This window comes from Actinophytocola sp. (assembly GCF_050699935.1).
Classification (GTDB): Bacteria; Actinomycetota; Actinomycetes; order Mycobacteriales; family Pseudonocardiaceae; genus Actinophytocola.
The window spans coordinates 125,264-147,985 of the sequence record NZ_JBOHGB010000004.1 but is presented as its reverse complement, the minus strand read 5'-3'; the positions used below and the strand labels follow the sequence as shown (position 1 = coordinate 147,985).

At 71.0% G+C, this 22,722-nt stretch carries 23 protein-coding genes; 14 read left to right on the top strand and 9 right to left on the bottom strand.

What is annotated here, in order from left to right; all coding sequences use genetic code 11:
- Together ACRDTB_RS03320 and ACRDTB_RS03315 are read left to right on the top strand one after the other, a co-directional pair.
- Positions 1–1,328, top strand: a 1,328-nt coding sequence (locus ACRDTB_RS03320; RefSeq protein ID WP_431428397.1) for an MFS transporter, incomplete at its 5' end; no start/stop codon positions are given.
- Positions 1,329–1,345: 17 nt separating this feature from the next.
- Positions 1,346–2,764, top strand: coding sequence for a condensation domain-containing protein (locus tag ACRDTB_RS03315; protein WP_431428396.1), 1,419 nt, complete (start codon positions 1,346–1,348; stop codon positions 2,762–2,764).
- A gap of 58 nt (positions 2,765–2,822) precedes the next feature.
- Here the strand turns inward: ACRDTB_RS03315 and ACRDTB_RS03310 are convergent, their stop codons facing one another.
- From ACRDTB_RS03310 to ACRDTB_RS03270, 9 genes are all read right to left on the bottom strand, one after another.
- Positions 2,823–3,689: a GNAT family N-acetyltransferase gene (locus tag ACRDTB_RS03310; RefSeq protein ID WP_431428395.1), complete on the bottom strand. Its 867-nt coding sequence runs from the start codon at positions 3,687–3,689 to the stop codon at positions 2,823–2,825.
- A 119-nt stretch (positions 3,690–3,808) separates the two neighbouring features.
- Complete coding sequence (locus tag ACRDTB_RS03305) at positions 3,809–4,231, bottom strand: Zn-ribbon domain-containing OB-fold protein (protein ID WP_431428394.1); 423 nt, start codon at positions 4,229–4,231, stop codon at positions 3,809–3,811.
- A 4-nt stretch (positions 4,232–4,235) separates the two neighbouring features.
- Positions 4,236–5,390, bottom strand: a complete 1,155-nt coding sequence (locus ACRDTB_RS03300; RefSeq protein ID WP_431428393.1) for an acetyl-CoA acetyltransferase — start codon at positions 5,388–5,390, stop codon at positions 4,236–4,238.
- Positions 5,387–6,541 carry a mandelate racemase/muconate lactonizing enzyme family protein gene (locus ACRDTB_RS03295; protein ID WP_431428392.1) on the bottom strand — a complete coding sequence of 385 codons (1,155 nt, stop codon included), beginning with the start codon at positions 6,539–6,541 and terminating at the stop codon, positions 5,387–5,389. The genes ACRDTB_RS03300 and ACRDTB_RS03295 overlap by 4 nt, the downstream gene beginning before the upstream one ends.
- A 42-nt stretch (positions 6,542–6,583) precedes the next feature.
- Positions 6,584–8,068: an aldehyde dehydrogenase family protein gene (locus ACRDTB_RS03290; RefSeq protein WP_431428391.1), complete on the bottom strand. Its 1,485-nt coding sequence runs from the start codon at positions 8,066–8,068 to the stop codon at positions 6,584–6,586.
- On the bottom strand, positions 8,065–8,427 hold the full coding sequence (locus tag ACRDTB_RS03285; protein ID WP_431428390.1) for a cupin domain-containing protein: 363 nt from the start codon (positions 8,425–8,427) through the stop codon (positions 8,065–8,067). Before ACRDTB_RS03285 ends, ACRDTB_RS03290 begins: the two co-directional genes overlap by 4 nt.
- A 10-nt stretch (positions 8,428–8,437) precedes the next feature.
- Entirely contained in the window at positions 8,438–8,905 is a 468-nt protein-coding gene (locus ACRDTB_RS03280) for a VOC family protein (RefSeq protein WP_431428389.1), read from the bottom strand.
- A 17-nt stretch (positions 8,906–8,922) separates the two neighbouring features.
- Positions 8,923–9,804, bottom strand: coding sequence for a TIGR03619 family F420-dependent LLM class oxidoreductase (locus ACRDTB_RS03275; RefSeq protein ID WP_431428388.1), 882 nt, complete (start codon positions 9,802–9,804; stop codon positions 8,923–8,925).
- 23 nt (positions 9,805–9,827) lie between these two features.
- On the bottom strand, positions 9,828–10,598 hold the full coding sequence (locus ACRDTB_RS03270; RefSeq protein ID WP_431428387.1) for a FadR/GntR family transcriptional regulator: 771 nt from the start codon (positions 10,596–10,598) through the stop codon (positions 9,828–9,830).
- Between the two features lie 126 nt (positions 10,599–10,724).
- Between ACRDTB_RS03270 and ACRDTB_RS03265 the strand changes: the two genes are divergently transcribed.
- Genes ACRDTB_RS03265 through ACRDTB_RS03210 form a run of 12 tightly spaced genes read left to right on the top strand, consistent with a single transcriptional unit; the run spans position 10,725 to position 22,594 of the window.
- On the top strand, positions 10,725–11,915 hold the full coding sequence (locus tag ACRDTB_RS03265) for an ABC transporter substrate-binding protein (RefSeq protein ID WP_431428386.1): 1,191 nt from the start codon (positions 10,725–10,727) through the stop codon (positions 11,913–11,915).
- Between the two features lie 40 nt (positions 11,916–11,955).
- The gene (locus ACRDTB_RS03260) at positions 11,956–12,825 is read left to right on the top strand and encodes a branched-chain amino acid ABC transporter permease (protein ID WP_431428385.1); all 870 of its coding nucleotides are present in this window, start codon (positions 11,956–11,958) and stop codon (positions 12,823–12,825) included.
- Positions 12,822–13,787 carry a branched-chain amino acid ABC transporter permease gene (locus ACRDTB_RS03255; protein WP_431428384.1) on the top strand — a complete coding sequence of 322 codons (966 nt, stop codon included), beginning with the start codon at positions 12,822–12,824 and terminating at the stop codon, positions 13,785–13,787. The genes ACRDTB_RS03260 and ACRDTB_RS03255 overlap by 4 nt, the downstream gene beginning before the upstream one ends.
- Positions 13,784–14,536: an ABC transporter ATP-binding protein gene (locus ACRDTB_RS03250; protein ID WP_431428383.1), complete on the top strand. Its 753-nt coding sequence runs from the start codon at positions 13,784–13,786 to the stop codon at positions 14,534–14,536. The genes ACRDTB_RS03255 and ACRDTB_RS03250 overlap by 4 nt, the downstream gene beginning before the upstream one ends.
- A complete protein-coding gene (locus tag ACRDTB_RS03245) occupies positions 14,529–15,209 on the top strand; it encodes an ABC transporter ATP-binding protein (protein ID WP_431428382.1) in 681 nt (226 codons plus the stop codon). The genes ACRDTB_RS03250 and ACRDTB_RS03245 overlap by 8 nt, the downstream gene beginning before the upstream one ends.
- The gene (locus ACRDTB_RS03240) at positions 15,206–16,282 is read left to right on the top strand and encodes an LLM class flavin-dependent oxidoreductase (protein WP_431428381.1); all 1,077 of its coding nucleotides are present in this window, start codon (positions 15,206–15,208) and stop codon (positions 16,280–16,282) included. The genes ACRDTB_RS03245 and ACRDTB_RS03240 overlap by 4 nt, the downstream gene beginning before the upstream one ends.
- A complete protein-coding gene (locus ACRDTB_RS03235) occupies positions 16,279–16,974 on the top strand; it encodes an enoyl-CoA hydratase/isomerase family protein (protein WP_431428380.1) in 696 nt (231 codons plus the stop codon). The genes ACRDTB_RS03240 and ACRDTB_RS03235 overlap by 4 nt, the downstream gene beginning before the upstream one ends.
- A 2-nt stretch (positions 16,975–16,976) precedes the next feature.
- A complete protein-coding gene (locus ACRDTB_RS03230) occupies positions 16,977–18,137 on the top strand; it encodes an acyl-CoA dehydrogenase family protein (protein WP_431428379.1) in 1,161 nt (386 codons plus the stop codon).
- Between the two features lie 5 nt (positions 18,138–18,142).
- Entirely contained in the window at positions 18,143–19,321 is a 1,179-nt protein-coding gene (locus ACRDTB_RS03225) for a CaiB/BaiF CoA transferase family protein (RefSeq protein WP_431428378.1), read from the top strand.
- Positions 19,318–20,961: an acyl-CoA synthetase gene (locus ACRDTB_RS03220; RefSeq protein WP_431428377.1), complete on the top strand. Its 1,644-nt coding sequence runs from the start codon at positions 19,318–19,320 to the stop codon at positions 20,959–20,961. The genes ACRDTB_RS03225 and ACRDTB_RS03220 overlap by 4 nt, the downstream gene beginning before the upstream one ends.
- Positions 20,958–21,803: a 3-hydroxyacyl-CoA dehydrogenase family protein gene (locus ACRDTB_RS03215; RefSeq protein ID WP_431428376.1), complete on the top strand. Its 846-nt coding sequence runs from the start codon at positions 20,958–20,960 to the stop codon at positions 21,801–21,803. The genes ACRDTB_RS03220 and ACRDTB_RS03215 overlap by 4 nt, the downstream gene beginning before the upstream one ends.
- Complete coding sequence (locus ACRDTB_RS03210; RefSeq protein ID WP_431428375.1) at positions 21,800–22,594, top strand: enoyl-CoA hydratase-related protein; 795 nt, start codon at positions 21,800–21,802, stop codon at positions 22,592–22,594. Before ACRDTB_RS03215 ends, ACRDTB_RS03210 begins: the two co-directional genes overlap by 4 nt.
- The last annotated feature ends 128 nt before the right edge of the window (positions 22,595–22,722 follow it).

Genomic DNA, 22,722 nt, shown 5'->3' with positions numbered 1-22,722 from the left:
GCCCCGCACGCCTCCAGCATGCCGCCGCCCGACCGCCGGCCGTGTGCAGGAAGGGAACACCGATGCGCCTTCCGGGTCTGGACATCCCGCGGGAAAGCCGGTTGCTGGTGTTCATCGGTCTCGTGGACGCCATCGGCACCGGGTTGTACATCGCCGGCTTCGCGGTGTTCTTCACCCGCAGCGTCGGGATGAGCGCCGTCGAGGTCGGTGTCGGGTTCACCGTCGCGAGCGCGTGCGGGCTGGTCACGATGACTCCGATCGGCATGCTGGCGGACCGGATCGGACCGCGGGCGGCGTCCATCCTGCTGCACTACTGGCGTGGTGTCGGGTTCATCGCCTTCGCGTTCGTCCACGACTTCGCCACGTTCCTGGTGGTGTCCTGCTTCGTCGGCATCCCGACCAGAGCCATCGATCCGGTCAGCCAGCTGTACGTCGACCGGCACATCGGCGAGGACCTGCGCGTGCGGGTGATGGCCGTGCTGCGGGTCGTCTACAACCTCGGCTTCAGCATCGGCGGGCTGCTCACCACGCTGATCCTCGTCGTCGACACCCGGCCGGCGTTCCTGGTGATCGTGCTCGGCAACGGGGCCACCTTCCTGCTCGCCGGGTTCCTCCTCGGGAGGGTGCCGTTGCTGGCCGACGACCCGCCGGACCGCAAGACGGTTCGCGGCTGGCCGCGGTCGCTGCGCCAGGGCCGGTACCTGATCGTCACCGGGCTCAACGCGGTGCTGGTACTGAACGTCACGGTGCTGACCATGGGCATCCCGCTGTGGGTGACGACGCGGACCGAAGCGCCGGTGGCGGTCGTCGGGCCGCTGGTGGTGCTGAACACGGTGCTCGTCGTCCTGCTGCAGGTCCGGCTCAGCCGGGGCACCGAGACCCGAGAAGGCGGGGTCCGGGCGCTGCGCCGGTCCGCGCTGGCCTTCGCCGGCTGCATGGTCGTGCTGGCCCTGTCGGGGCTGTTGAACCCGGTCGGCGCGGTGATCGCGGTGGTCGTAGCGACCGTGCTGCTGACCGTCGGCGAGCTGTGGCACTTCGCCGGCCGGCTGTCCGTGTCCTACGCCCTCGCGCCGCGCGACCGGCAGGGCGAGTACCTCTCGGTGTTCTGGCTCGGTTCCGCCGCCGCCCTGATGGTCGGACCGCTGCTGATCACCGCCGGCGTCGTCGAACGTGGACCGCTCGGCTGGCTCGCGCTCGCCGGTGCCTTCCTCGTGACAGGCATCCTCATCCGGCCCGCCGTCGACGCGGCCGCGAAGCAGCTGGGCACGGACGACAGCGCACCAGATGACTCTCCGGCCGGCCGGACCGAGCCCGCCGGCCAGAACTGACTACGAGGTGACGAACGATGCGAGGTTCCGAAGTGCCGCGGGGCGAGGTCGTGGACCGGGTGCTGGTCGCGTTCGAGGGCGAGGGATCCGGCGAGGGTGAGCTGGCGTTCGGCCAGCGCGGTCTCTGGCAGTCGATCGTCCAGTCGGGCACGTCGAAGACCGTCGCCTACGTCGCGGAGGCCGACCCCGGCACGACCGTCGACGCGGTCGCCGACATGTTCGGCTTCATGGTGGGCCGGCACCAGTCCCTGCGCACGCACCTGCTGCTCCGGGAGTCCGGGCCGCCGCGCCAGCGGGTCTGCGCGGCGGGCGAGATCCCGCTCGTCGTCGTGGCCGCCGGCGACGACGATCCGGCCGAGGTCGCCGAGGCGCTCTCGGCGCACTGGCAGGTCGTCCCGTTCGCCTACGAGACCGAGTGGCCGGTGCGGATGGGCGCGATCGTGGCGGGCGGCTCCGGCCGCCACACCGTCACGCACGTGGTCACGGTCATCCTGCACACCTCGATCGACGCGTTCGGGCTGAGCGCTCTGGTGGCCGACATCGGCGCGCGGGACCCGGTGACGGGTGCGCCCGCCGGACCGGTCACGGCGCCCCCGCCGCTCGCCCAGGCGGCCAGGGAGGCGACACCCGCCGGGCAGCGGCAGAACGAGCTGTCCCTGCGGTACCTGAGACGGGTGTTGCGCACGGCGCCCGCGCGTCAGTTCGGCGAGCCGCGCCACGAGGGTGAGCCGTGCTACGAGATGCTGCGCTACCGGTCGCGCGCGATCAGCATGGCCATCCACGCGGTCGCCGCGCGGGAGCGTGTCGACGACTCGCCCGCGCTGCTGGCGTCGTTCGTCGTCGGCCTCGCCCGGGTCACCGGCGCCAACCCCGTGGTGACGATCATGTTGGTGAGCAACCGGTTCCGGCCGGGCTACGCCGACTCGGTCAGCGCACTGATCAAGGTCAGCCCCCTCCTGCTCGACGTCGCCGGCCTCACCATTGGCGAGGTGGTCACCCGGGCCACGGGCAAGGCGCTCAACGCATACAAGAACGCCTACTACGAGGCCTACGAACAGGAGGAGGCGATCCGGCAGATCGAGCGCGAACGTGGCGAGGAGCTCGACCTGTCCTGCTACTACAACGACCGCAGGCAGCGGGACCGGGTGCACGCCGGGGTGGCGCCGCCGGCGGCCGGGGAGATCCGCGCCGCGCTCGCGGACAGCGAACTGTCCTGGAAGCAGGAGGCCAGCATCCCGAAAGCGAAGCTCTATCTGAGCCTCGACGACCCGCCCGGTGCCGTCGAGCTGGTGCTGTCCGCGGACCGGCGGTACTTCTCCCGCCCGGACCTGGCGACGCTCGCGCGGGCGATCGAGGAGGCCGCCGTGCAGGCGGCGATCGAGCCGGAGACGCCCACCGGGATCGCCCGCCCGGCCGCGGAGAGCGCGGTCCGGTGACGCCGGCTACTCGGCGCGGCGCACGACGTGCTCAACCGATGCTCGAAGAATTCACGGCCTAGGCGTCGCGGTATTGGTCCCGGATCTCGGGGAGTCGCTGGAAGCCGGCTGACTGGTAGGTGGCGACGGCGCCGACATTGGAGCTCGGGGTGCAGACGATCGCGCTCGACGAGCCAAGCTCCTGGAGTGCGGCCGCCGCGGCGACGGTGATCGCCTTGCCGTAGCCGTGACCGCGATGTTCCCGATGCACGCCCATCGGCTCGAGCAACCCGGGCTTCTCCGGACCGGCGGACCACACCGTCACCGCCGCCACCGCGTTGCCCTGGTCGTCGTACGCGACCAGACACCGGGCGTCGGCGTAGGGCAACCCGGCCGCCATCGCGTGCCAGCGCTCGTCCGTGAACGTCGACCTGTCGAACGACGCCCGCTGTACGGCGGTCCGCACGTGCGCCTGCTCCGGCCCGATCACCTCGATCCGCACGCCCGGGTCCTTCACCGGCTCCGTGAGGTCGCGGCGCACCGGCGTCCACGGCTCGTCGGCGTTCCAGCCGTCCTCGAACAGCAGATCTTGGACCAGTGCGCCCGTTGGTGCCTCGACGTTCACCTTCCCCTCGGGCAGTACGCCGCGCGCCGGCTCGGTCACGTCCTCAACCAGTTGGTGCGCCAGCTCCTCGTCCCGCTGGGCTTGCGGCGCGATCGTCAGCCGCAACAGCGTGGGATCGTCCAGCAGCCCGACGGCGAGAATATGGCCGCCCCGGCTCCAGGTCCGGACCGCCGCGGCCGTCGCCTCCGCACCGAACCGCCAGAACCAGCCCAGGTCGCCCGGATGCAGTTGCATCGGCGCCCCGTCGTACTGCCACTCCCGCAGTACGCCCACAGCCTCGCCCAGCCCGTCGACTCCCGGCCTGTCCAACACAATCGCCATGCCCCGATCACACACGACCGCGCCGACCGTCCGCACCCGGTTTCGGTCGGCGGGCGTGGTGGGTGTTCGGGGGATTCGGGAAGGGGCGCGAGGCGAAGACGATCACTTACGGGACAGCCTCAGCTCGCGGGTCGGAACACCGGCAGCGTGTGGCCGTCGCGGAGGTCGTGGAAGTCCACCCGGACGCGCATGGCGCAGGTGATCTGGTCGGGCTCCGGCGGCACTCCCACCAGGAACGACATCAACCGCACTCCCTCGTCGAGGTCGACGAGGCAGGTCACGAAGGGAGTCGCTTCGGCCAACCCGGGCACCGAGGACCGATGTTGGATGCAGAACGAGTAGAGCACCCCGGTGCCCGCACTCTCGACCCAGCCGACGTCGCGGCTCCCGCAGAGCGGGCAGAGCGCCCTGGGATAGAAGAAGTGCCGACCGCAGGGGTTGCACCGGGGGATCTCGAGACGGTGCTGGGCGGCCGCGGCCCAGAACGGTGCGGCGTCCGGGCTCGGCGAGATCGACGGCTGCAGGAGGTCGATGCCACGCATCAGGTCACACCCTTCCCAACACGGCCGTGGCCGAGCTCGACAGATAGCCGCCCATGCCGTTGACCAGCGCGACCTCGGCGTCCTTCACCTGGCGCTGGCCGCACTCCCCGCGGAGCTGCCGGACGGCCTCCACGAGCAGGAAGATCCCGAACATCCCCGGGTGGGTGTACGAGAGCCCGCCACCGCTCGTGTTCAGCGGGAAGTCCCCGCCCACGGCCGTGCGCTGGCCCGACACGAAGTCCCCGCCTTCCCCCTTGCGGCAGAAGCCGAGGTCCTCGAGCTGCACGAGGACGGTGTGGGTGAACGAGTCGTAGAGCTCGGCGACGTCGATGTCCGCCGGACCGAGTCCCGCCTGACCGAACGCCTCCGCCCCGGAGGTCGCCGCGGGGGTGCTCGTGAGGTCCGGCATCTGCGAGATGCCGTAGTGGGTGTGCGCGACGGCGGATCCGAGCACCTCCACCACCGGGACGTCGAGGGTGCGCGCGCGCTCGACCGAGGTCAGGACGATGGCCCCGCCGGCATCGGTCACCAGGCAGCAGTCGGTCGGACGGAAGGGATAGACGAGGTACGGCGCCGCCAGCACCTCGGCGACGGTCAGCGGCTCGCGGTGGTACGCACGGGGGTTCAGCGAGGCCCAGGACCTGGTGGCCACGGCGATCTCGGCGAGATGCTCCGTCGTGGTCCCGTACTGGTGCATGTGCCGCGTCGCGGCCAGCGCGTAGGCGGCGGGAGGAGCCTCGACGCCGTACGGACGCTCCCACTGCCAGTCAGGCAGCCAGGGGTCCAGGTGGGAGGGCCTGGCCTGGACCCCTCGACGGCGGTTCGAGCGCCGTGTCTCCCCGTGGGTGATCAGAGCGACCTCGCAGGCACCCGACGCGATGGCGCCGACCGCCTCGTGCGCGTGCGCCACGAACGACGACCCGCCGATGGAGTCGCTGCTGGAGTAGCGCGGTCGCAACCCGAGGTACTCGCTGACCAGCAACGAGGGCATGAAGTCCAGCCCGCACGTGAACAGCGCGTCGACGTCGGCCAGGTCGAGGTTGGCGTGCGCGAGCGCGTTCGACGCCGCCTCGGCGTGCAGCTGCAGGGCGGACCTGGTGGGTACGACGCCGATCTCGTCGGACTCGCCGACTCCGACGACGGCTGCTCCGGTGCTCATGTCGGCGTGTCGGAGCGGTAACGCTCGATGTAGTCCCAGTCCAGCTCCAGGCCGAACCCGGGGCCGTCGGGCACGAGGTAGTCGCCGTTCTCGAACGGCCGGCGGTTGGCGATCATGTTCCAGAAGATCGGGTCGCGGTCGGGGTCGAAGGTCTCGAGGTAGGTCCCGTGGGGGATCGCGGCGAGCAGGTGCGCGGAGATCTGCGGCTCCTCGTGGTGCGCCATGTCGACCTCGTACATGGACGCGAGGGCGGCGATGCGGCGCCACTCGCTCGGCCCGCCGATCCAGCTCGCGTCCGCGTTGCAGGCGTCGACGGCACCCGAGCTGATCAGGTCGCGCAGCCCGGCGCGAGTGCCCTCGCTCTGGCCGGCGACGACCTGGATGCCCGTGCTGAGCCGGACGTCGCGCATCGACAGCCGGTCGTTGAGCCACCCGACGGGCTCCTCGAACCAGCGTAGGTTGAGACTCCGGGTCAGGTTGGCGAACTCGATGGCACCGCGACGGGTGAACCCCTGGTTGGCGTCGACCATCAGCACGAAGTCGTCGCCGGCCGCCTTGCGTGCCAGCTCGGTGCGACGCGCGTCCGCCTCCGGGCTCAACCGTCCGACCTTGAACTTGCAGCCGCCGAACCCCAGCTCGACGTACCGCTCGATCTGCCGGGCTACGTCTGCCGCGTCGTCGCTGTAGTAGCCGCCGATGCAGATGGACGGGAGCCGGTCCCGGTAACCACCCCACACCTGGTAGACCGGCGCGCCGACGGCCTTGCCGATGATGTCCCACAGGGCGGTGTCCACGCAGGCGATCGCCTGGAGGGCGAGGGAGCGGTCGCGCAGGATGTCGTACGTCGGGGGCAGCATCGCCTCCCAGGCGCCCTCGATGTTCAACGCGCTCCGGCCGAGGAGCCGCGGGATGATCTCGTCGTTGACGATGCCGACGATGACCGCCTGCTCGGCATCCGTGTCGCCGTTGTACACCTCGCTGACCAGGCCGTTGCTGGTGTGCACCCGCGTGACGATCGTGCAGCGTGTCGACATCGAGTAGTGCGAGCCCTGGAACACGCGGCCCAGGGGCACCCTGACGGGGATCACCTCGATTCGTTCGATCGTCAGGTCGTCCGCGTCGACACGGGTCGTGGGTGCAGGGGTCTGCATCGAGTTCTCCATCGGGTCCGGATCGGGTGGGGGAGCAGATCGTCAGGAACGTCCGAGGCGGACGTGGATCGCCTTCGTCTCGAAGTACTCGGCGAGCCCTTCACGTCCGAGCTCTCGCCCGATACCGCTCGTCTTGTAACCGCCCATCGGCATGCAGAACGGCAGACCGGCGTCGTGGTACGCGTTGACCCAGACCGTGCCCGCGCGCAGGCGCTTGGACGTGTTGAGCGCCGTGTCGACGTTGCTGCTCCATACGGCCGCGGCCAGACCGAATGGGGAGTCGTTGGCCAGGCGCACGGCCTCGTCGAGCGTGTCGAACGGCGTCACCGCGAGCACCGGGCCGAAGATCTCCTCGCGGGAGATCGACAGGTCGGGGGCGACGTCGTCGAAGATGGTCGGCTCGACGAAGTAGCCGGTCGACAGGTCACCGGTCAACCGCTGCCCGCCCGCGACGAGCCGCGCGCCGTGCGTGACGCCCTGGCCGATGTAGTCCAGCACGGTGTTCAGCTGGCCCTCGTCGACCAGCGGGCCGATCTGGGTCGACTCCGAGAGGGGGTCGCCGATCCTGCTCGTGCGGGCCAGCTCGGCGAGCGTGCCGACGAACTCGTCGTGGACGTCGCGCTGCACGAGGAGGCGGCTGCCGGCCTGGCAGGCCTGACCGCTGTTGAGGAAGATGCCCCAGTAGGCGCCGCGGACGGCCTGCTCGAGGTCGGCGTCGGCGAAGACGATGTTGGGCGACTTGCCCCCGAGCTCGAGGCTGATCTTCTTGACCGTGCCCGCTGCCGCGGTCATGACGGTCCGACCCACCTCGGTGGACCCGGTGAAGGCGACCTTGTCGACGCCCGGGTGGTTGGCCAGGGCCATGCCCACCTCGGTACCGCCACCGGTCACGACGTTGAAGACGCCGTCGGGGACCCCGGCGTCGGCCAGCACGGTCGCGAGGTCGAGCGCGCTTCCCGGCGTGAGGCTGGCCGGCTTGGCGATCATGGTGCACCCCGCGGCGAGCGCGGGGGCCACCTTCCAGGACAGGAGCAGCAGGGGGAAGTTCCAGGGGGTGATCATGGCGACCACGCCGACCGGTTCCTGCAACACCAGGCCGAGCGCGCTCGACGTGTGCCGGGAGACCGACTCGCCACGCTGGTCGAGCGCGAGTGCGGCGTAGTAGTCGAAGACCTCCGCGGTGAGGACCACCTCGTTGCGGGCCAGCTGGATCGGCTTGCCGAGCTCGAGGCTGATCTGCCGCCCGATGCCGTCGGCCCGCTCCCGGAGCAGGTCCGCCGCCCGGCGGAGGGTCGCGGAGCGTTTCGGGGCGGCCGACGCCGGCCAGGACGACTCGTCGAAGGCCCGGCGCGCCGCCGCAACCGCCAGGTCGACGTCGGCGTGGCCGGCCTTGGCGTAGCGTCCGACGAGCACTCCGGAGCTGGGGCTGTGCCGCTGCGACGTCCTGCCGGTCGTCGAGGGCTGCCACCGGCCGTCGACGAAGAGGTCGTACGACGCGACGTCCTGGTGGTGGGCAACGGTCGTCATGAGGTCTCACCTGTGCCTTGGGGAACGAACGGGTTGCGTGGCGGCGAGTAGCACTCGAGCAGGAGGCACCCCTCGGGGCCGGCGACGGCCGAGTGGGGTACGTCGCCGGGGATCAGGAACCCGTCGCCGGTACGAAGGTCCTGGGTATCGGTGCCGACCTCGAGCCGGAGGGTGCCGGACAGGATCTGCCCGAACTCCTCGTTGACGTGGCTGTGTCTGGGCACGATGGCCCCCGGCTCCAGCCGGAAGGTCGCCGCGGAGAGGTTCGCGCCCATCCGCACCGAGCCCGAGACTCCCGGCAACGGCTGGTGGACCGGCAGCTGGGACCAGTCGAGGACGGTGGGGTCGAAGGAGGTCATCGCCGGGCCGTCAGCTCGTGCCCGGTGCGGGAAGCAGCTCGGTGATCTGGACGACGACGTCGTCGGGATCCCGCAGCAGGCACACCTTCCAGCCACCCGCCGGGGTGAGCACGGAGGTGGGCTCGGTGATGAACTCCACTCCCTCGGCCGACAGCTCGTCGTAGACGCGCTGGGTGTCGTCGGTGAGCACCGAGAAGCGGGTCAGCCCGCGCCGGTGCTGCTCTACGGGACCGTTACCCGTGTCGGCCGTGCCCGGGCCGAACCACTGGACGATGTCCAGGACCGTGGCCTGCTCGTCCTCGCCGAGCCGCAGGTGCACGAAGCGCAGGTCACCCGTCGGGACCGCGAACGCCTGCTTCACCACGTCGTTCCTGACCGTGCGGTCCTGCAGCGCGGTGAAGCCGAGGCGTTGGTAGAAGGCCACCGACCGATCGAGGTCGGTCGAGTTGATGGCGATGTGGAAGAGCCGGTTCAACATGGGGGTCAACTTTCGGGTCAGTCGGCGAAGGGCATGAGCTGGTCGGCGAGCCGCTCGACCTCGTCCAGGACGCCCCGCAGGTTGTCGTGGTCGAACGACGTGTCGGCGATCAGCAGTCGCACGCCGAGACCGGCGTAGTGGTCGATCGTGTCCTTGTCGAGCGTGGCCTGGCTGACCGGCCGCGCCGAGAGCGTGATCTCGTCCATGGACCGCCCCGCGTCGGCGAGGTAGCCCTCGAGCTCCCCGAGCTTGCGCTCGAGCTCGTCCGGGGCGATGTACAGCGGGTGCCAGCCGTCCGCGGCCGCCGCCACCCGCTTGAGCACGCCGGTGCTCTTGCCGCCGCACCAGAGGGGGATCGGGGGCTTGCCGACCGGCTTCGGGTAGAACTTGAAACCGGAGAACTGGAAGTGCTCGCCCTGAAAGTCGATCAGGTCCTCGGTCCACAGGTGGCGCAGGAGCTTGAGGTACTCGGTGGTGCGCGCACCGCGGGTCTCGAACGGCGAGCCGAGGATCTCGAACTGCTCGCGCATCCAACCCGTGCCGACGGCGCAGATGGTGCGACCGCCGTTGAGCACGTCGAGGGTGGCGAGCGCCTTCGCCGTGTTGACCGGATGGTGCCAGCCCGCGATGAGGACCGAGGTGCCGACCTTGATGTGCTCGGTCGCGGCCGAGGCCCATGTGAGGGTGAGGATGGTGTCGAAGTAGGGCGTCTCCGGTGGCCAGAAGAACTTGCCGTCCTGGGTGTAGGGGTACCTCGACGCGACGTCGACGGGGAGCGCGATGTGGTCGGTCATCCAGATGGAGTCGAAGCCGAGCCGCTCCGCCTTCTCGGCGAACGCCGTGATCGCCTCGGGGCCGGCATACGGACCCGCTCCGGGCAGCCTCAGCCCAAATTTCATCGTCGTGCCTCTCGTCTGGTGGCCTACCGGCCGGTTCCTCGTCGTGACTTGCTCTTCGAGCCGGTCGCGGGAGACTTGAGGTCTTCCTCGAACCGCTCCAGGCTCAGGTGGGCCATCACCAGCCGCTGGGCCTGCGTGACGTTGCGGGACCTCATCGACGCGACGATCGCCCGGTGCTCGGTGAGCCACTCCTCGTGGCGTCCGACCGTCGCCCGCAACCCGCTGGATAGGGACAGCCACGCCTCGCGCAGCATCAGCTCGACCTCGTAGAGCCAGGTGTTGCCGCTGATCTCGACCACGGCGAGCTCGAACCCCAGTGGCTCCCACGTGAAGTCGGGGTCCCGGGCGAGCAGCTGCTCCTGCTCGTCGAGCATCCGCTGCAGCGCAACGAAGTCGTCGTCGGTGGCGCGCAGGGTGGCGGCGGTGACCGCTGCCAGCTCGATGCCCAGACGGGTCTCGACCAGGTTGCGCAGGGCGTTCTGCTCGGTCGCGTCGAAGATCGCCTTGGGGGAGGCGGTGCGGGCGTCGGCGGGGCCGGCGACGTACATCCCGTCGCCATGGCGTACGTCGATGATCCCGACCGTCGACAGCACCCGCAGCGCCTCCCGGAGCGACGAGCGGCCCACGCCGAAGAGCTCCATGAAAACGCGCTCGGGCGGGAGCTTGTCACCGATCATCAGACCTTTGGCGTCGACGTAGGCGCGGATCTCGTCGACGACACGTTCCGCGACCCGACCGGTGCCGGTGGGCGGCAACGTGGGTTGGTGGGGGTTCTGGGCAGCTGAGTTCGTCATAACACCGCTCACCGTAGGATCAGAGGTCTGACAAGTCAATCCTTGACACCCGGCGTTCGTCGGAGTTGTATGACGACTCAAGTTGTATGACATCTCGGCCCCGTCATCTCCGAAGGGCGAACTCACATGTCCAGTTCCAGCTCCGACCGACGCCTCGCGCGCCGGGTCATCGTGGGAGCCGCGCTGCTCACGGCGGCGTCGATGTCGCTCGCGGGCTGTAGCGGTGCCGCGGTCTCCGAGAGCAACTCATCAGACAAACCGATCAAGATCGGCGTGCTCCTCCCGTACACGGGGCCGTTCGGCCTGTACGGCAAGCCGATGGAGGCAACCCTGCGAGCACGCGTCGAGCTGGCCGGCAACGAGGTCGACGGCCGCGCCGTCGAGCTGATCTTCGAGGACGAGGCGACCGACCCGGCGACGGCCGTCTCCAAGGCCAACAAGCTCGTCGACCAGGATCAGGTGGCCGCCGTGGTGTGCTGTGCCACCGGCGCCGCGACGCTGGCGGTGGGCCCGATCCTCGCGGAGCGGGAGATCCCGCAGCTGGGCCCGATCCCGAACCCCGACGGTCTGTCGGAGTTCGCGACCGCGGCGGTCGCCGCGCCGACGGCCGCCCACGACGCCGGCAAGCTCGGCACCTACGCGGCGACCGACCTCGGCCACCGGTCCGCCGTCGTCGTCGCCTCGGACTTCGCCTACGGCCACGAGGTGGCCGAGGCGTTCAAGAAGAACTTCGTGGCCTCCGGCGGTCAGGTCGTCAAGGAGGTGTTCGCGCCCCTCGGCACGAGCGACTTCGCGTCGTATCTCTCGCAGCTCCCCGACGCGGACGTGACGTTCGCCGGCTTCGCGGGGGCGGACGCGGTCAAGTTCGTCCAGCAGTACGACAAGTTCGGGACCAAGAAGCGGATGCCCCTGATCGGACACGGCCCGCTCGTGACGGAGCTGGTGCTGAACCAGATCGGCGAGGCGGCCGTCGACGTGGGCGCGGGCTTCTACTACTCGTCGACGCTCGACAACGAGGAGAACGCGCGGTTCATCTCCACGATGAAGTCGGCCAACGAGGACTTCGTGCCCAGCCACTTCACCGCGGGCGCCTGGGCCACCGGCAGCGTGCTGCTCGACGCGATCCGCCGTGCGGGTGACAAGGCCGGCGACGGAGCGGAGCTCGCCAAGGCAGTGCGTGCGACGAAGATCGACGCTCCCTGGGGACAGCTCGAGTTCGACCCGGAAACCGGCTACGCGATCGCCCCGACGTACTTCTACACGGTGGTGTCCGCGGGCGGCCAGCTCGAGCACGAGCCGGTCGCGGAGATGCCGTGACCCGTTCCGCTCGACGGCCACGCCCCGACCGAGGAGTGACATGTCCATCGCACAAGCGATGCTCCAGCTGGCGATCGGCGTCTCGTTCGGGTTGCTGCTCTTCCTCCTGGCCTCCGGTTTCACGCTGACCTTCGGCCTCGGACGGTTCGTCAACCTGACCCACGGCGCGGTCTTCATGGTGTCCGCCTACGTGGCGACGTCCTTCGCGGGGCGAGGGTCGTTCCTGGTGGCCGTGGTCGCCGCCGGGGTGGTCGGGGTCGTGCTGTCGCTCGTGGTGTACGGCGTGACGTTGCTGCGGTGGTCCACGCTCGCGAACAACGAGCTGAGCCAGGTGTTGCTCACCTTCGGCCTCGTGCTCGTCTTCGCGGAGGTGGCGCGCGTGCTCTGGGACGGCCTTCCCCGCGCCCTTCCGGCGCCGGGGTTCGCCTCCGGATCATGGGACCTGGCCGGGGTCAGCTTCCCCGCCTACCGCGTCCTCATGGGCGCGGTCGCCCTCGGGCTGGCCGCGCTGCTGTGGTTCGTGCAGGAGCGGACGCGCTTCGGGGCCATGGTCCGTGCCGGAGTGGACGACCGGGAGATGCTCGAGGCGACGGGGGTGGGGGCGGTTCCGCTCTTCGGTGCCGTCTTCGCGCTCTCCGGGCTGCTCGCCGGGATCGCCGGCGGCATCGGTGCGCCGGTGCTGGGGGCATCGATCGGGCAGGAGTTCGGCGTTCTCGTGCTCGCGTTCGTGATCGTCGTCCTCGGCGGCGCCGGCAGCCTCAAGGGCGCCTTCGCGGCGAGCCTGGCGGTCGGCGTCGCGGACGCCTTCGGCAAGGCGCTGCTGCCCGTCTTCGCCGAGTTCACCATGATGGCCCTCGTCGTCGTCGTGCTGGCCTGGCGCCCCGAGGGCATCTTCGGAGGTGCCCGGTGACGCGCGCGCTGATGTTCCCCGCCTGCGCGGTCGCACTGGTCGCCGCGCCCTTCTACCTCGACGTGTTCCAGGTCGGACTGGTCACCCGTGGCCTCGTGTGGGCCGTGTTCGGTCTGTCGGTCTGGTTCCTGCTGCGCATCCTGAACCTTCCGTCCTTCGGGCACGCCGCGTACTTCGGCATCGCGGCGTACGTCGCCGGGCTGGCCGCGACACGATGGGATGTCGGCAACGTCTTCGCCGTGCTCGGCCTCGCGGTCGTGGTGACCTGCGCCGTCGCGCTGCCGATCGCCGTCGTCGCCGCGCGCCTCGGCAGCGTCGGCTTCCTGCTGATCACCCTGGCGTTCGCCGAGATGCTGCGCGCGCTGGCCCTGCGCTGGCGTGCGGTGGGTGGGTCCGACGGTCTGGTCGGAGTCGTCCGGCCCGATGCCGGCCCGCTCCCGCTGGAGCTGGATAAGCCGGTCGACTACTTCTACTTCACCCTGGGCGCCGCGGGGTTGTGCCTGCTCCTGCTGTGGCTGGTCAAGCGGTCCGCGCTGGGCGGCGTTCTGGTGGGCATCCGCGAGAGCGAGGGCAGGATGCGGGCACTGGGCTACCGGGTCGGCGCGTACAAGGTGTTCGCGTTCGCCCTGTCCGCGGCGATCGCGGCGGTGGCCGGAGTGCTGCACGCCTACCTGATCCGCTTCGTCAGTCCCGAAGAGCTCGGCGCGCTCGTGTCGGCTCGCGGCCTGATCATCGCCGTGGTGGCCGGCTCGGTGCTGTGGGCGCCCGTGGTCGTCGCGGTCCTGCTGACCTACGCCGAGGACGTGGCCAGCAGCCACACCGAGCACTGGCTGGCCCTGATGGGTCTGGCCTACGTCGCGGTGGCGCTGTTCGGCGGCCGGCCGCCCCCGTTCCGGCTGCCCCGCAGGCTCCCCCAGGCCGTCAGGTCCCGGAAGGCCTTGATCACCCAGGAGGAGTCGTGAATCCGGTCCTCCGGCTCGACGCCGTCAGCAAGAGCATCGGGGGCGTGCACATCAACCGCGATGTCTCGCTCAGCCTGGCACCAGGGGAGCGGCGAGCACTGCTGGGCCCCAACGGAGCCGGCAAGACGACGCTGATGAACCTGGCAGCGGGCGTCACGCGGCCGACGTCGGGTCGCATCGTGCTCGACGGGCGCGACGTGACCCGGATGCCGGTGCACCGTCGCGCGCGTCGCGGGCTCGCGCGCACCTTCCAGATCACCAACCTCTTCCCGGCGCTGACCGTCGCGGAGAACCTCGGCATCGCCGTGCAGGCCGGCAGCGCCCACCGGTTCGACGCCCTGCGTCCCTGGTCGACCGCGCGGTCGGTGTGGGCCAGGGTGGACGAGCTGCTCGAGCGCGGAGGGCTGACGCGCATCAAGGACGTCGCCGTCGGCGAGCTCGCCTACGGCGAGCAGCGGCGTCTGGAGATCGTCGCGGCGGTCGCCAGGCCGAGCTCGGTGGTCCTGCTCGACGAGCCCGGCGCGGGTCTCACCAGCGAGGAGACCGAGGAGCTGCTCACCCTGGTCTTCGGTCTCGACCCCGAGCTGGCCGTGATGTTCATCGACCACGACGTCGACCTCGCCTTCCGGATGGCCACCCGCGTGACCCTGCTGCACCAGGGCGAGGTCGTCGCCGACGGCACTCCCGACGTGGTCAGGGCGCTGCCGGTCCTCGACGAGAGCTACCTGGGAGTGGTCCACGATGCTTGAGGTGCGCGGCGTCCGGTCGTCCTACGGCGCGGTGCAGGCCGTCCGCGAGGTGTCCTTCGAGCTCCACCCCGGCGAGGTGCTCGCCATCCTCGGGCCCAACGGCGCCGGCAAGTCGACGCTGGCCAACACCATCGCCGGCCTGCACACCCTCAGCCAGGGCCGGGTACGGCTGGCCGGAGTCGATCTCACCCGGGCCCGGGCCACCGTGGTGGCTCGCAGCGGGCTGACCCTGGTTCCTCAGGGGCGGCGGGTCTTCGGCAGTTGCACGGTGGCCGAGCACCTGCAGCTGGCGGGGCTGCACGCCCGTCCGGACGCCCTGCCGCCCGACCAGGTTCTGGAGATCTTCCCCAGACTCGGCGACCGCCGCGATGTTCGGGCCCGACGGCTGAGCGGGGGCGAGCAGCAGATGCTGGCCATCGCCCGGGCGGTGCTGCTCGGGCCCGCGGTGCTCGTGATGGACGAGCCCACCGAGGGCCTCGCGCCGAGTCTCGTGACAGGTGTCGGGAGGCTGATCGGCCTCCTGCGCGACAAGGGGGTCGCCACGCTGCTCATGGAACAGCCCGGCCCGTTTCCCCGTGCGGTCGCGGACAAAGTGGCCACCATGGACAGGGGGGAGCTCGCCACGCCGCGGCGGGCGCACGACTCGACACAGGAAGTGGGGCCCTCGAGATGACCGGTCGCTTGGGGGTACAGATCACGCCGTGGAGCGGGTCGCGAGACCTGGTCGAGCTGGGCAGGCGGCTCGCCACCGCGGTGGACACCGTCTGGGTCCAGGACCAGATGCTCGCCCGGAACGTGTTCGCGTTGCTGGGCGCTCTCGCTCAGGCAGGCTGCGGTGTCGGCACGAACGTCACCTACCCGATCGGGCGCAACCCCATCGAGATGGCGTCGGCGGCGGCGACCATCGCCGAGTTCGTCCCACCCGATCGCGAGGTCGTGGTCGGCATGGGCACCGGCGGCGCGCTCGTCAACAGCCTCTTCCAGAAGGACCGGCCCGTCACCGTGGTGCGCGAAGCCATCCAGCTGATGCGGTCGCTGTGGGCGGGTGACCGGGTCGAGCTGGACGCCTTCCCCGTGCTGGGCGCGGCGATGTCCTACCGGCCGGGGGCGGTCGCGGAGCTCACCTATGCCGTCGAGAAGGCTCCGGGCATCGTGCTCGCCGGTGTCGGTCCCAAGATCCTCGCCGTCGCCGGAGGCCACGCCGACGGGTTGATCTCGCCGAGCAACATGCCCACCCTGTCGCGGGCGGCGTTGCGCAGCGGGCGGTTCGCGGAGATCTCCGGGCTCGACCTCGTGCGGGCCGCGCGCCCGAGCGCGATGGCACCGTTGCGCCTGATCTTCGGCATCAACGTCTCGGTGTCCGAGGACCGCAAGCGTGCCCGGGAGCAGGCCCGGCGTCAGGTCGCGCTCGTCGTCGGCAACCCGAAGCTGTGGCCCGACCTCGAACGGGTCGGCCTCGACGTGGCCTCGGCCGGTGAGGTCAAGGAGGCCTTCGAGGAAGGCCTGGGGATCGACGGAGCGGCGGCGCGCTGCTCCCAGGAGCTCGCCGACGCCCTGATCGTCTCGGGCACCGCCGAGGACTGCGTGCCCGCCGTGACGGAGCTGCGCGACCTCGCGGCCGCGGCGGGCTACACGGAGTTCTACCTGGGCGCTCCGCTGGGGCCCGACCCCGAGGAAGCCGCCCGGCTGATCGTCGGCCAGGTCATCCCGCGGGTCTGGCCGGACCGGCCGGGTGCGCTCTCATGACTCTCGACGTCGCCCGTGCCGACGGCGTGGCCACGCTGACGCTCGACCGTCCCGAGAGCAGGAACGCGCTGACCACCGATCTGCTCGGCAGGCTTCGGGCCGCGCTCGCCGACATTCGCGACGATCCGGAGACGCGCGTCGTCGTGCTGACCGGGTCGGGCACGGCGTTCTGCGGCGGCGCGGATCTCAAGGAGCTCGCGGGTACGCCCTCGCCGAGACCGGCCCTGGCCCGGGTGCGCCTGGTGACCGAGGTGATCGCCGCCCTGCGCAACCTGGAGCAGCCGAGCATCGCCGCGGTCAACGGCGCAGCCCACGGCGCGGGTTGGGGGCTCGCCCTGGCCTGTGACGTGTGCTTCGCCGTGGCGGACGCCTCGTTCAGCCTTCCCGAGGTTCGCAAGGGGCTGCGGCTGCCGGCCGCGATCGTCACCAGGCTGGTCGAGGTCGTCGGAGCGGTGCGTGCGGCGGAGATCGCCCTCGGCGGCGGTTCGTATTCCGTCGAGGACGGCAGGACGGCCGGGTGGGTGACCCGCGGGTACCCCGACGCGACGACGCTGGCCGAGCACGCGTCCGCGTTCGCGGTCGAGCTGGCCGGTCACCCCCTCGGCGCGGTGTCGACGGTCAAACAGGTTCTGAGGCGGAGCACGCCGGGCGAGCTGACGCCCCCACCCGAATACGCATGGAACGAGGAGTAGCAGTGGCCAGGACGATGACACAGGTCGACGGGCTGCGGGACTCCGTCCGGCAGTCGGTTCGCCGGCTGGTGCACAAGGAGTGCGACGAGTGGCGGTGCCTCGAGTGGGACAAGGCCGGCCACTATCCCAAGGAGGTCTTCGACCACATCGCGGAGCTGGGTTGGTACGGCATCGGCGTCCCCGAGGAGAACGGTGGCTCCGGTGGCACGGCCGGCGACCTCCTCGTCGTCGCCGAGGAGCTCGGTCGCGGCAGCACCGACCTCGTGGCCTGCTTCAGCCTGACGGCGTCCGGGCTGCGCACGATCGTCACCGACGGCAGCGCCGCCCAGAAGGAGCGGCTGGTCCCGGAGCTCATGAGCGGGCGGACCCGCCTGTCCATCGCGGTCACCGAGCCCGAGGCCGGATCGGATGCGGCGAGCCTGCTCACCTCCGCACGGCGGGAGGGCGACCACTACGTCGTCACCGGACAGAAGACGTTCTGCGAAGCCGCCGGGCTGCCCGACACGATCATCCAGCTCTACGCGCGCACGGACCCCGCCGCCACGAAGCAGGCCGGCATCAGCATGCTGCTGCTCGACCCGCGGTCCCCGGGAGTGACCCTGCGCCGGCTGCCGACGATCGGACGCAACATCACCGGTGTCTACGAGGTCTTCCTGGACGACGTCGTCGTCCCGGCCGAGAACCTCGTCGGAGTGGAGAACCGGGGCTGGCACCAGCTGGGGGCCGAGCTCCCGCTGGAGCGCCTGATCATCAGCGCCGGCTTCGTCGGGGCCACGCTGCAGGTCCTCGACGACACGCTTCGCCACGTCAAGGAGCGCGAGCAGTTCGGCCGGCCGGTCGGTGACTTCCAGGCCGTCGCCCACCTGCTCGTGGACCTCTACACGCGTGCCGAGGCGATCCGGCTCCTGGTGTACCGCGGTGGTGAGCTGCACGACGCGGGCGAACCCCACGTGAAGGAGGCGTCGATGGCCAAGATCGCGTCCGCGGAGCTGTACGCCGATGCCGCGCGGTACTGCATGCAGCTGCACGGCGGCTACGGCTACATCGACGAGCACCCGCTGACCATGCACTACACCGACGCGGTGATCGCCACGGTCGCCGGCGGCGCGTCGCAGGTGCAGCGCAACATCGTCGCCCGCGAGCTCGGCCTGAGGCCACGGTGACGACGATGACGGCTCTCGACGGTGTCAAGGTCCTCGACGTCGCGTCCATGATGGCCGGCCCCTACTGTGCCACCCTGCTCGGTGACCTCGGGGCGGACGTCGTCAAGCTCGAGCCCCCGCGGGGAGACGAGACGCGCCGGTTCGGGCCGCGGCGTGGCAGCGACAGCGGGGTCTTCGTCGGCGTGAACCGCAACAAGCGAAGCGTCCGCGCCGACCTCCGCACGCCGGAGGGCCAGGAGCTGCTCGGGCGTCTCGTGGACTGGGCGGACATCGTCGTCGACAACCTCCGACCTCAGGCGCGCACGTCGCTCGGGCTGGACCACGAGACCTTGGCCGCACGCAACCCGCGGATCATCTCGGTGTCCCTGTCGTCGTTCGGTCCCGACGGGCCGTACGCCGGCCGGGCGGGCATCGACCCGGTGGCCCAGGCGCTCAGCGGGTTCATGAACGTCACCGGGCCGGCGGGGGGAGAGCCCACGAAGGCGGGTCCGCCCGTCGGCGACGCGACGGCCTCGCTGCTGGCGACGACCGGGGCGCTCGCGGCGCTGGTGGCTCGTGCGCGGACCGGCCGCGGTCAGCAGGTCGACGTGTCGCTCATCGACGGGCTGGTGCACATCCAGGCGCCCTACACCGGCCAGTACTTCCTGCTCGGTACCCAGCAGCCGCGTACCGGCAACGGCATCGACTGGTACGCGCCGTACAACGCCTACGAGTGCGCGGACGGCCGCCATGTCCACCTCGCCTGCTACAACGACAAGTTCTTCCGCAACCTGTGCGTGGCGATGGGGCGGCCCGAGCTGGCCGAGGACGACCGGTTCGCGACCAACGAGCTACGGCTCGAGCATCGCGCGGAGCTGGACGGGATCGTCGCCGAGTTCCTCGGTTCACTGCCCCGCGACAAGGCGCTGGATGTCTTGTGGGACAACGACGTGATCGTCGGGCCGGTCAACGACTACGCCGAGGTCTTCGCCGACCCGCAGGTCCTGCACAACAGGATGGTGGTCGACGTCGACCACCACTCGGGTCCGCTCCGGGTCACCGGGGTGCCGGTGCGGCTCTCGGAGACACCGGGTTCCGTGCGCCGTCCACCGCCTGGTCTCGGCGAGCACACCGCGGAGGTGCTCGAGGAGCTCGGGTTCGACCGGGACTTCATCGACCGGCTCGCGCCAGGAGGCGACCGATGAGTGTCCTCAGTGGACTCGCCGACCCCACGGCTCGCACCTGGGCGGCGGCCGAACGCGCCTTCCGGCTGGTGGTGCCCGAGACCTACAACATCGCGGCGGACTGTCTGAACGCCGACCCGGACCACCGCGCACTGGTCGCCGTCGACGGTGACCACGCGAGCACCCTCACCTTCGGACAGCTCGACGACCTCGCGCGTCGGCTCGCCACCCTGCTCGCGGCGCGAGGAGTGGAGCCCGGCGACCGTGTCGCGATCAAGCTCCCGCAGAGTGCCGAGATGGCGATCGCGATCCTGGGCACCCTGCACCTGGGCGCCGTCGCGGTGCCGGTGTCGAACGTGCTGGGCGAGGACGCGATCCTGCACAGACTCTCCGACAGCGGGGCGACGGTGCTGGTGTGTGCGCCCGGCGACCGGGCCGAAGCCCTGGCGGACTCCACGGGGACGACGATCGTCCACACCGGACCCGCGGACGACAGGTGGGGCGAGGGCGGGCTGGCCGGCACGGAGCCGCTGCCGTCCCATGTGGACACCGGGCGGGACGACCCGGCGCTCCTCCTCTACACCTCGGGTACGACGGGCAAGTCCAAGGGCGTCCTGCACGGCCACCGGGTCCTGCTCGGTCACCACGCGATCGACCTGGCCTGGGACCACGCGCGTCCGGACGACGTGGCATACAGTCCGGTCGACTGGGCGTGGGCCGGCGGTCTGCTCCTCGGGCTGCTCGTCCCGCTCGCCCGGGGGATGACCGTCGTCGCCTACCGCGACAGCCGGTTCGACCCCGCCCGCACCTTGGCGATCATGAAGGCCCACGGGGTGTCCGTGGGCCTGTTCCCGCCCACCGCCCTGCGGCTGCTGCGACGGTCCGGGCTGCTCACCGAGGTGTCGGCGAGCGAGCTTCGCCTTCGCAGCGTCATCACCGGAGCCGAGGCCGTCGAGCCCGAGCTCTCCACCTGGGCGCGCGACGAGCTGGGGCTCAGCGTGAACAACGCGTTCGGGCAGACCGAGGCGAACGCGCTGATCGGGCACGCGCACGTGCTCGGGGACCTGGAGCCGACCTGTCTCGGCCGGGCTTACCCGGGCCACACGGTCGCCGTACTCGACCCCGACCAGCGGCCGGTCCCCGCCGGGGTCGTCGGTGAGATCGCCGTGCGCGCGGACGACCCCGTGTGCATGCTGCGCTACTGGAACGCGCCGGAGGCCACGGCGGCGAAGGTCCGGCGGGGGTGGCTGCTCACCGGTGACTCGGCACACGCCGACACGGCCGGGAACCTCTACTTCCACGGTCGGGCCGACGACATCATCAAGAGCGGGGGCTACCGGCTCGGGCCCGCCGAGATCGAGGCGGCGATGCTGGTGAACCCCGCGGTCGAGGAGTGCGCCGTGATCGGGCTACCCGACCCCGAGCGCGGCCAGGTCGTGACCGCCTTCGTCACGCTCGCGCCCGGGGCGCACGCCGGCCCCGAGCTGACGGCGCGGCTGCAGGCCTGCGTCCGGGCCAGGGTCGGCGCCCACGCCTACCCGCGGACCGTGCACTACCTGTCGGGCCTCGCCAAGACCAGCACCGGGAAGATCGACCGCCGCGCACTTCGGGGTGCCGTGCCGATCGCGGCCGGACACACCGACGAGGAGAGCGCGTCGTGACCGCGCCGGGTTCTCCGGTCGCCGTCGTCGGGGCCGGCACGATGGGCCGAGGCATCGCGATCGCGGCGCTACGAGCGGGAAGGGACGTGACCCTCGTCGACATCGACGGTGACGTCCTCGACGCGGCACGGTCCTACATCGGGAAGCAGTTCGACCGGCATCCGGCCGAGGCGGGGTCGGTCACCGGGCGGCTCGACGTGTCACGACAGCTCGGCCGGGTCGTGCGGCACGTCTCGGTGGTCGTCGAGGCGGTCCCCGAGATCACGGACCTCAAGCTCGACATCTTCGAGTCGCTGAGGACCGCGCCGGCCGAGGCACTGCTGGTGAGCAACACCTCCACGATGAGCATCACCGCCCTGGCCGACGCATGTGGCGGCTCCCCGCGGGTCGTCGGCATGCACTTCTTCAACCCGGCACACCGCATGCCGCTGGTCGAGGTCGTCGTTGGTGACGCCACGAGTGAGCAGACCCGTGCGGAGGCGGTCGCGCTGGCCCGCGAGCTCGGCAAGGACCCGGTGGTGGTGCGCGACGTGCCCGGCTTCGTCACGAGCCGCCTGGGTCTCCTGCTCGGCACCGAGGCGATGCGCATGGTGCAGGAAGGGGTCGCGAGCGCGGCCGACATCGACAAGGCCATGAGGTTGGGGTACGGCCATCCGATGGGGCCGCTGGAGCTGGCGGACCTCGTCGGCCTCGACGCCAGGCTCAACAACCTGCGCAGCATGCACGACCGGTCCGGCGACGAGCGGTACCGGCCGCCCGCGGTGCTCGAGGACCTCGTGGCCCGGGGACGCCTGGGCAAGAAGTCCGGCGCCGGCTTCTTCACGTACGAGGCGACGCCTTGACCGAGCTCATCCGAACCGGCACGCGGTCGCGCTTCGACTCGATCGTGATCGACTCGCCCGCGAACCGGAACGCGCTGTCCCTCCGGCTGCTGACCGAGGCACTGAACGCCGTGCGCGACAGCGCCCGCGGCGCGGGTCGTGGGCTGGTCATCGAGCACGCGGGCCCGGCGTTCTGCTCCGGGGTCGACCTCAAGGAGCGGCGTGCGCTGGCACGCGAGGACCAGTCGCACTCCCGGCTGCTCGCGGACCTCCTGCGCGAGCTGTGGCGCTACCCGAAACCGGTGGTCGTGTTCGTGGACGGGGCGGTACGAGGAGGCGGGCTCGGCGTCCTCTCCTGCGCCGATCTGGTGGTCGCCACGACGGCCTCGACCTTCGCCTACTCCGAGGCGCGAGTGGGCGTCGCGCCTGCCCTGGTGATGGCCGTGACCCTCGCGACCGCATCGAGCCGGGAGCTGATGCCCCACCTGCTCACGGGAGCGGCCTTCGACGCGGCGACCGCGGAGTCACTCGGGCTGGTCGGACGCGTCGTGGACACGGCCGAGCGGTTCGACGTCGACGGCGTCCTCGGGTCGTTCACCCACGGCGCGCCGGCCGCGCAGGCGGTGATCAAGCAGCTGAGCCGGGACTGGGTCACCCGCGACGTGAGCGCCGTGCTCCACCAGATGACCGTGCTCTCCGCCGAGCTCTTCGCCGGCGACGAGGCGCGGGAGGGCATGACCGCCTTCGCCGAGCACCGCCCGCCACACTGGCACGACGACCGCCCGATGCCGTCGGAGACGAACACGCCGTGAGCCGCGTCGCGCGGCGTGCCTTCGGCGAAGATGTCCTCCGCGCTGCGAGCTCGGGACCGCAGCGGAGTCGCCGGTACACGCACCGTTGGCGGTCGTCACGTCACGTCTGTTCTCGGTGACCCCAGGGA

What these genes read in the sequence shown, in the direction of transcription:
- ACRDTB_RS03315 (WP_431428396.1), top strand. Translation starts at nt 1,346, where the DNA reads ATGCGAGGTTCCGAAGTGCCGCGGGGCGAGGTCGTGGACCGGGTGCTG.
- ACRDTB_RS03285 (WP_431428390.1), bottom strand. Translation starts at nt 8,427, where the DNA reads ATGACCTCCTTCGACCCCACCGTCCTCGACTGGTCCCAGCTGCCGGTC.
- ACRDTB_RS03295 (WP_431428392.1), bottom strand. Translation starts at nt 6,541, where the DNA reads ATGCAGACCCCTGCACCCACGACCCGTGTCGACGCGGACGACCTGACG.
- ACRDTB_RS03225 (WP_431428378.1), top strand. Translation starts at nt 18,143, where the DNA reads ATGACGGCTCTCGACGGTGTCAAGGTCCTCGACGTCGCGTCCATGATG.
- ACRDTB_RS03260 (WP_431428385.1), top strand. Translation starts at nt 11,956, where the DNA reads ATGTCCATCGCACAAGCGATGCTCCAGCTGGCGATCGGCGTCTCGTTC.
- ACRDTB_RS03245 (WP_431428382.1), top strand. Translation starts at nt 14,529, where the DNA reads ATGCTTGAGGTGCGCGGCGTCCGGTCGTCCTACGGCGCGGTGCAGGCC.
- ACRDTB_RS03270 (WP_431428387.1), bottom strand. Translation starts at nt 10,598, where the DNA reads ATGACGAACTCAGCTGCCCAGAACCCCCACCAACCCACGTTGCCGCCC.
- ACRDTB_RS03310 (WP_431428395.1), bottom strand. Translation starts at nt 3,689, where the DNA reads ATGGCGATTGTGTTGGACAGGCCGGGAGTCGACGGGCTGGGCGAGGCT.
- ACRDTB_RS03305 (WP_431428394.1), bottom strand. Translation starts at nt 4,231, where the DNA reads ATGCGTGGCATCGACCTCCTGCAGCCGTCGATCTCGCCGAGCCCGGAC.
- ACRDTB_RS03220 (WP_431428377.1), top strand. Translation starts at nt 19,318, where the DNA reads ATGAGTGTCCTCAGTGGACTCGCCGACCCCACGGCTCGCACCTGGGCG.
- ACRDTB_RS03300 (WP_431428393.1), bottom strand. Translation starts at nt 5,390, where the DNA reads ATGAGCACCGGAGCAGCCGTCGTCGGAGTCGGCGAGTCCGACGAGATC.
- ACRDTB_RS03240 (WP_431428381.1), top strand. Translation starts at nt 15,206, where the DNA reads ATGACCGGTCGCTTGGGGGTACAGATCACGCCGTGGAGCGGGTCGCGA.
- ACRDTB_RS03290 (WP_431428391.1), bottom strand. Translation starts at nt 8,068, where the DNA reads ATGACGACCGTTGCCCACCACCAGGACGTCGCGTCGTACGACCTCTTC.
- ACRDTB_RS03280 (WP_431428389.1), bottom strand. Translation starts at nt 8,905, where the DNA reads ATGTTGAACCGGCTCTTCCACATCGCCATCAACTCGACCGACCTCGAT.
- ACRDTB_RS03235 (WP_431428380.1), top strand. Translation starts at nt 16,279, where the DNA reads ATGACTCTCGACGTCGCCCGTGCCGACGGCGTGGCCACGCTGACGCTC.
- ACRDTB_RS03275 (WP_431428388.1), bottom strand. Translation starts at nt 9,804, where the DNA reads ATGAAATTTGGGCTGAGGCTGCCCGGAGCGGGTCCGTATGCCGGCCCC.
- ACRDTB_RS03265 (WP_431428386.1), top strand. Translation starts at nt 10,725, where the DNA reads ATGTCCAGTTCCAGCTCCGACCGACGCCTCGCGCGCCGGGTCATCGTG.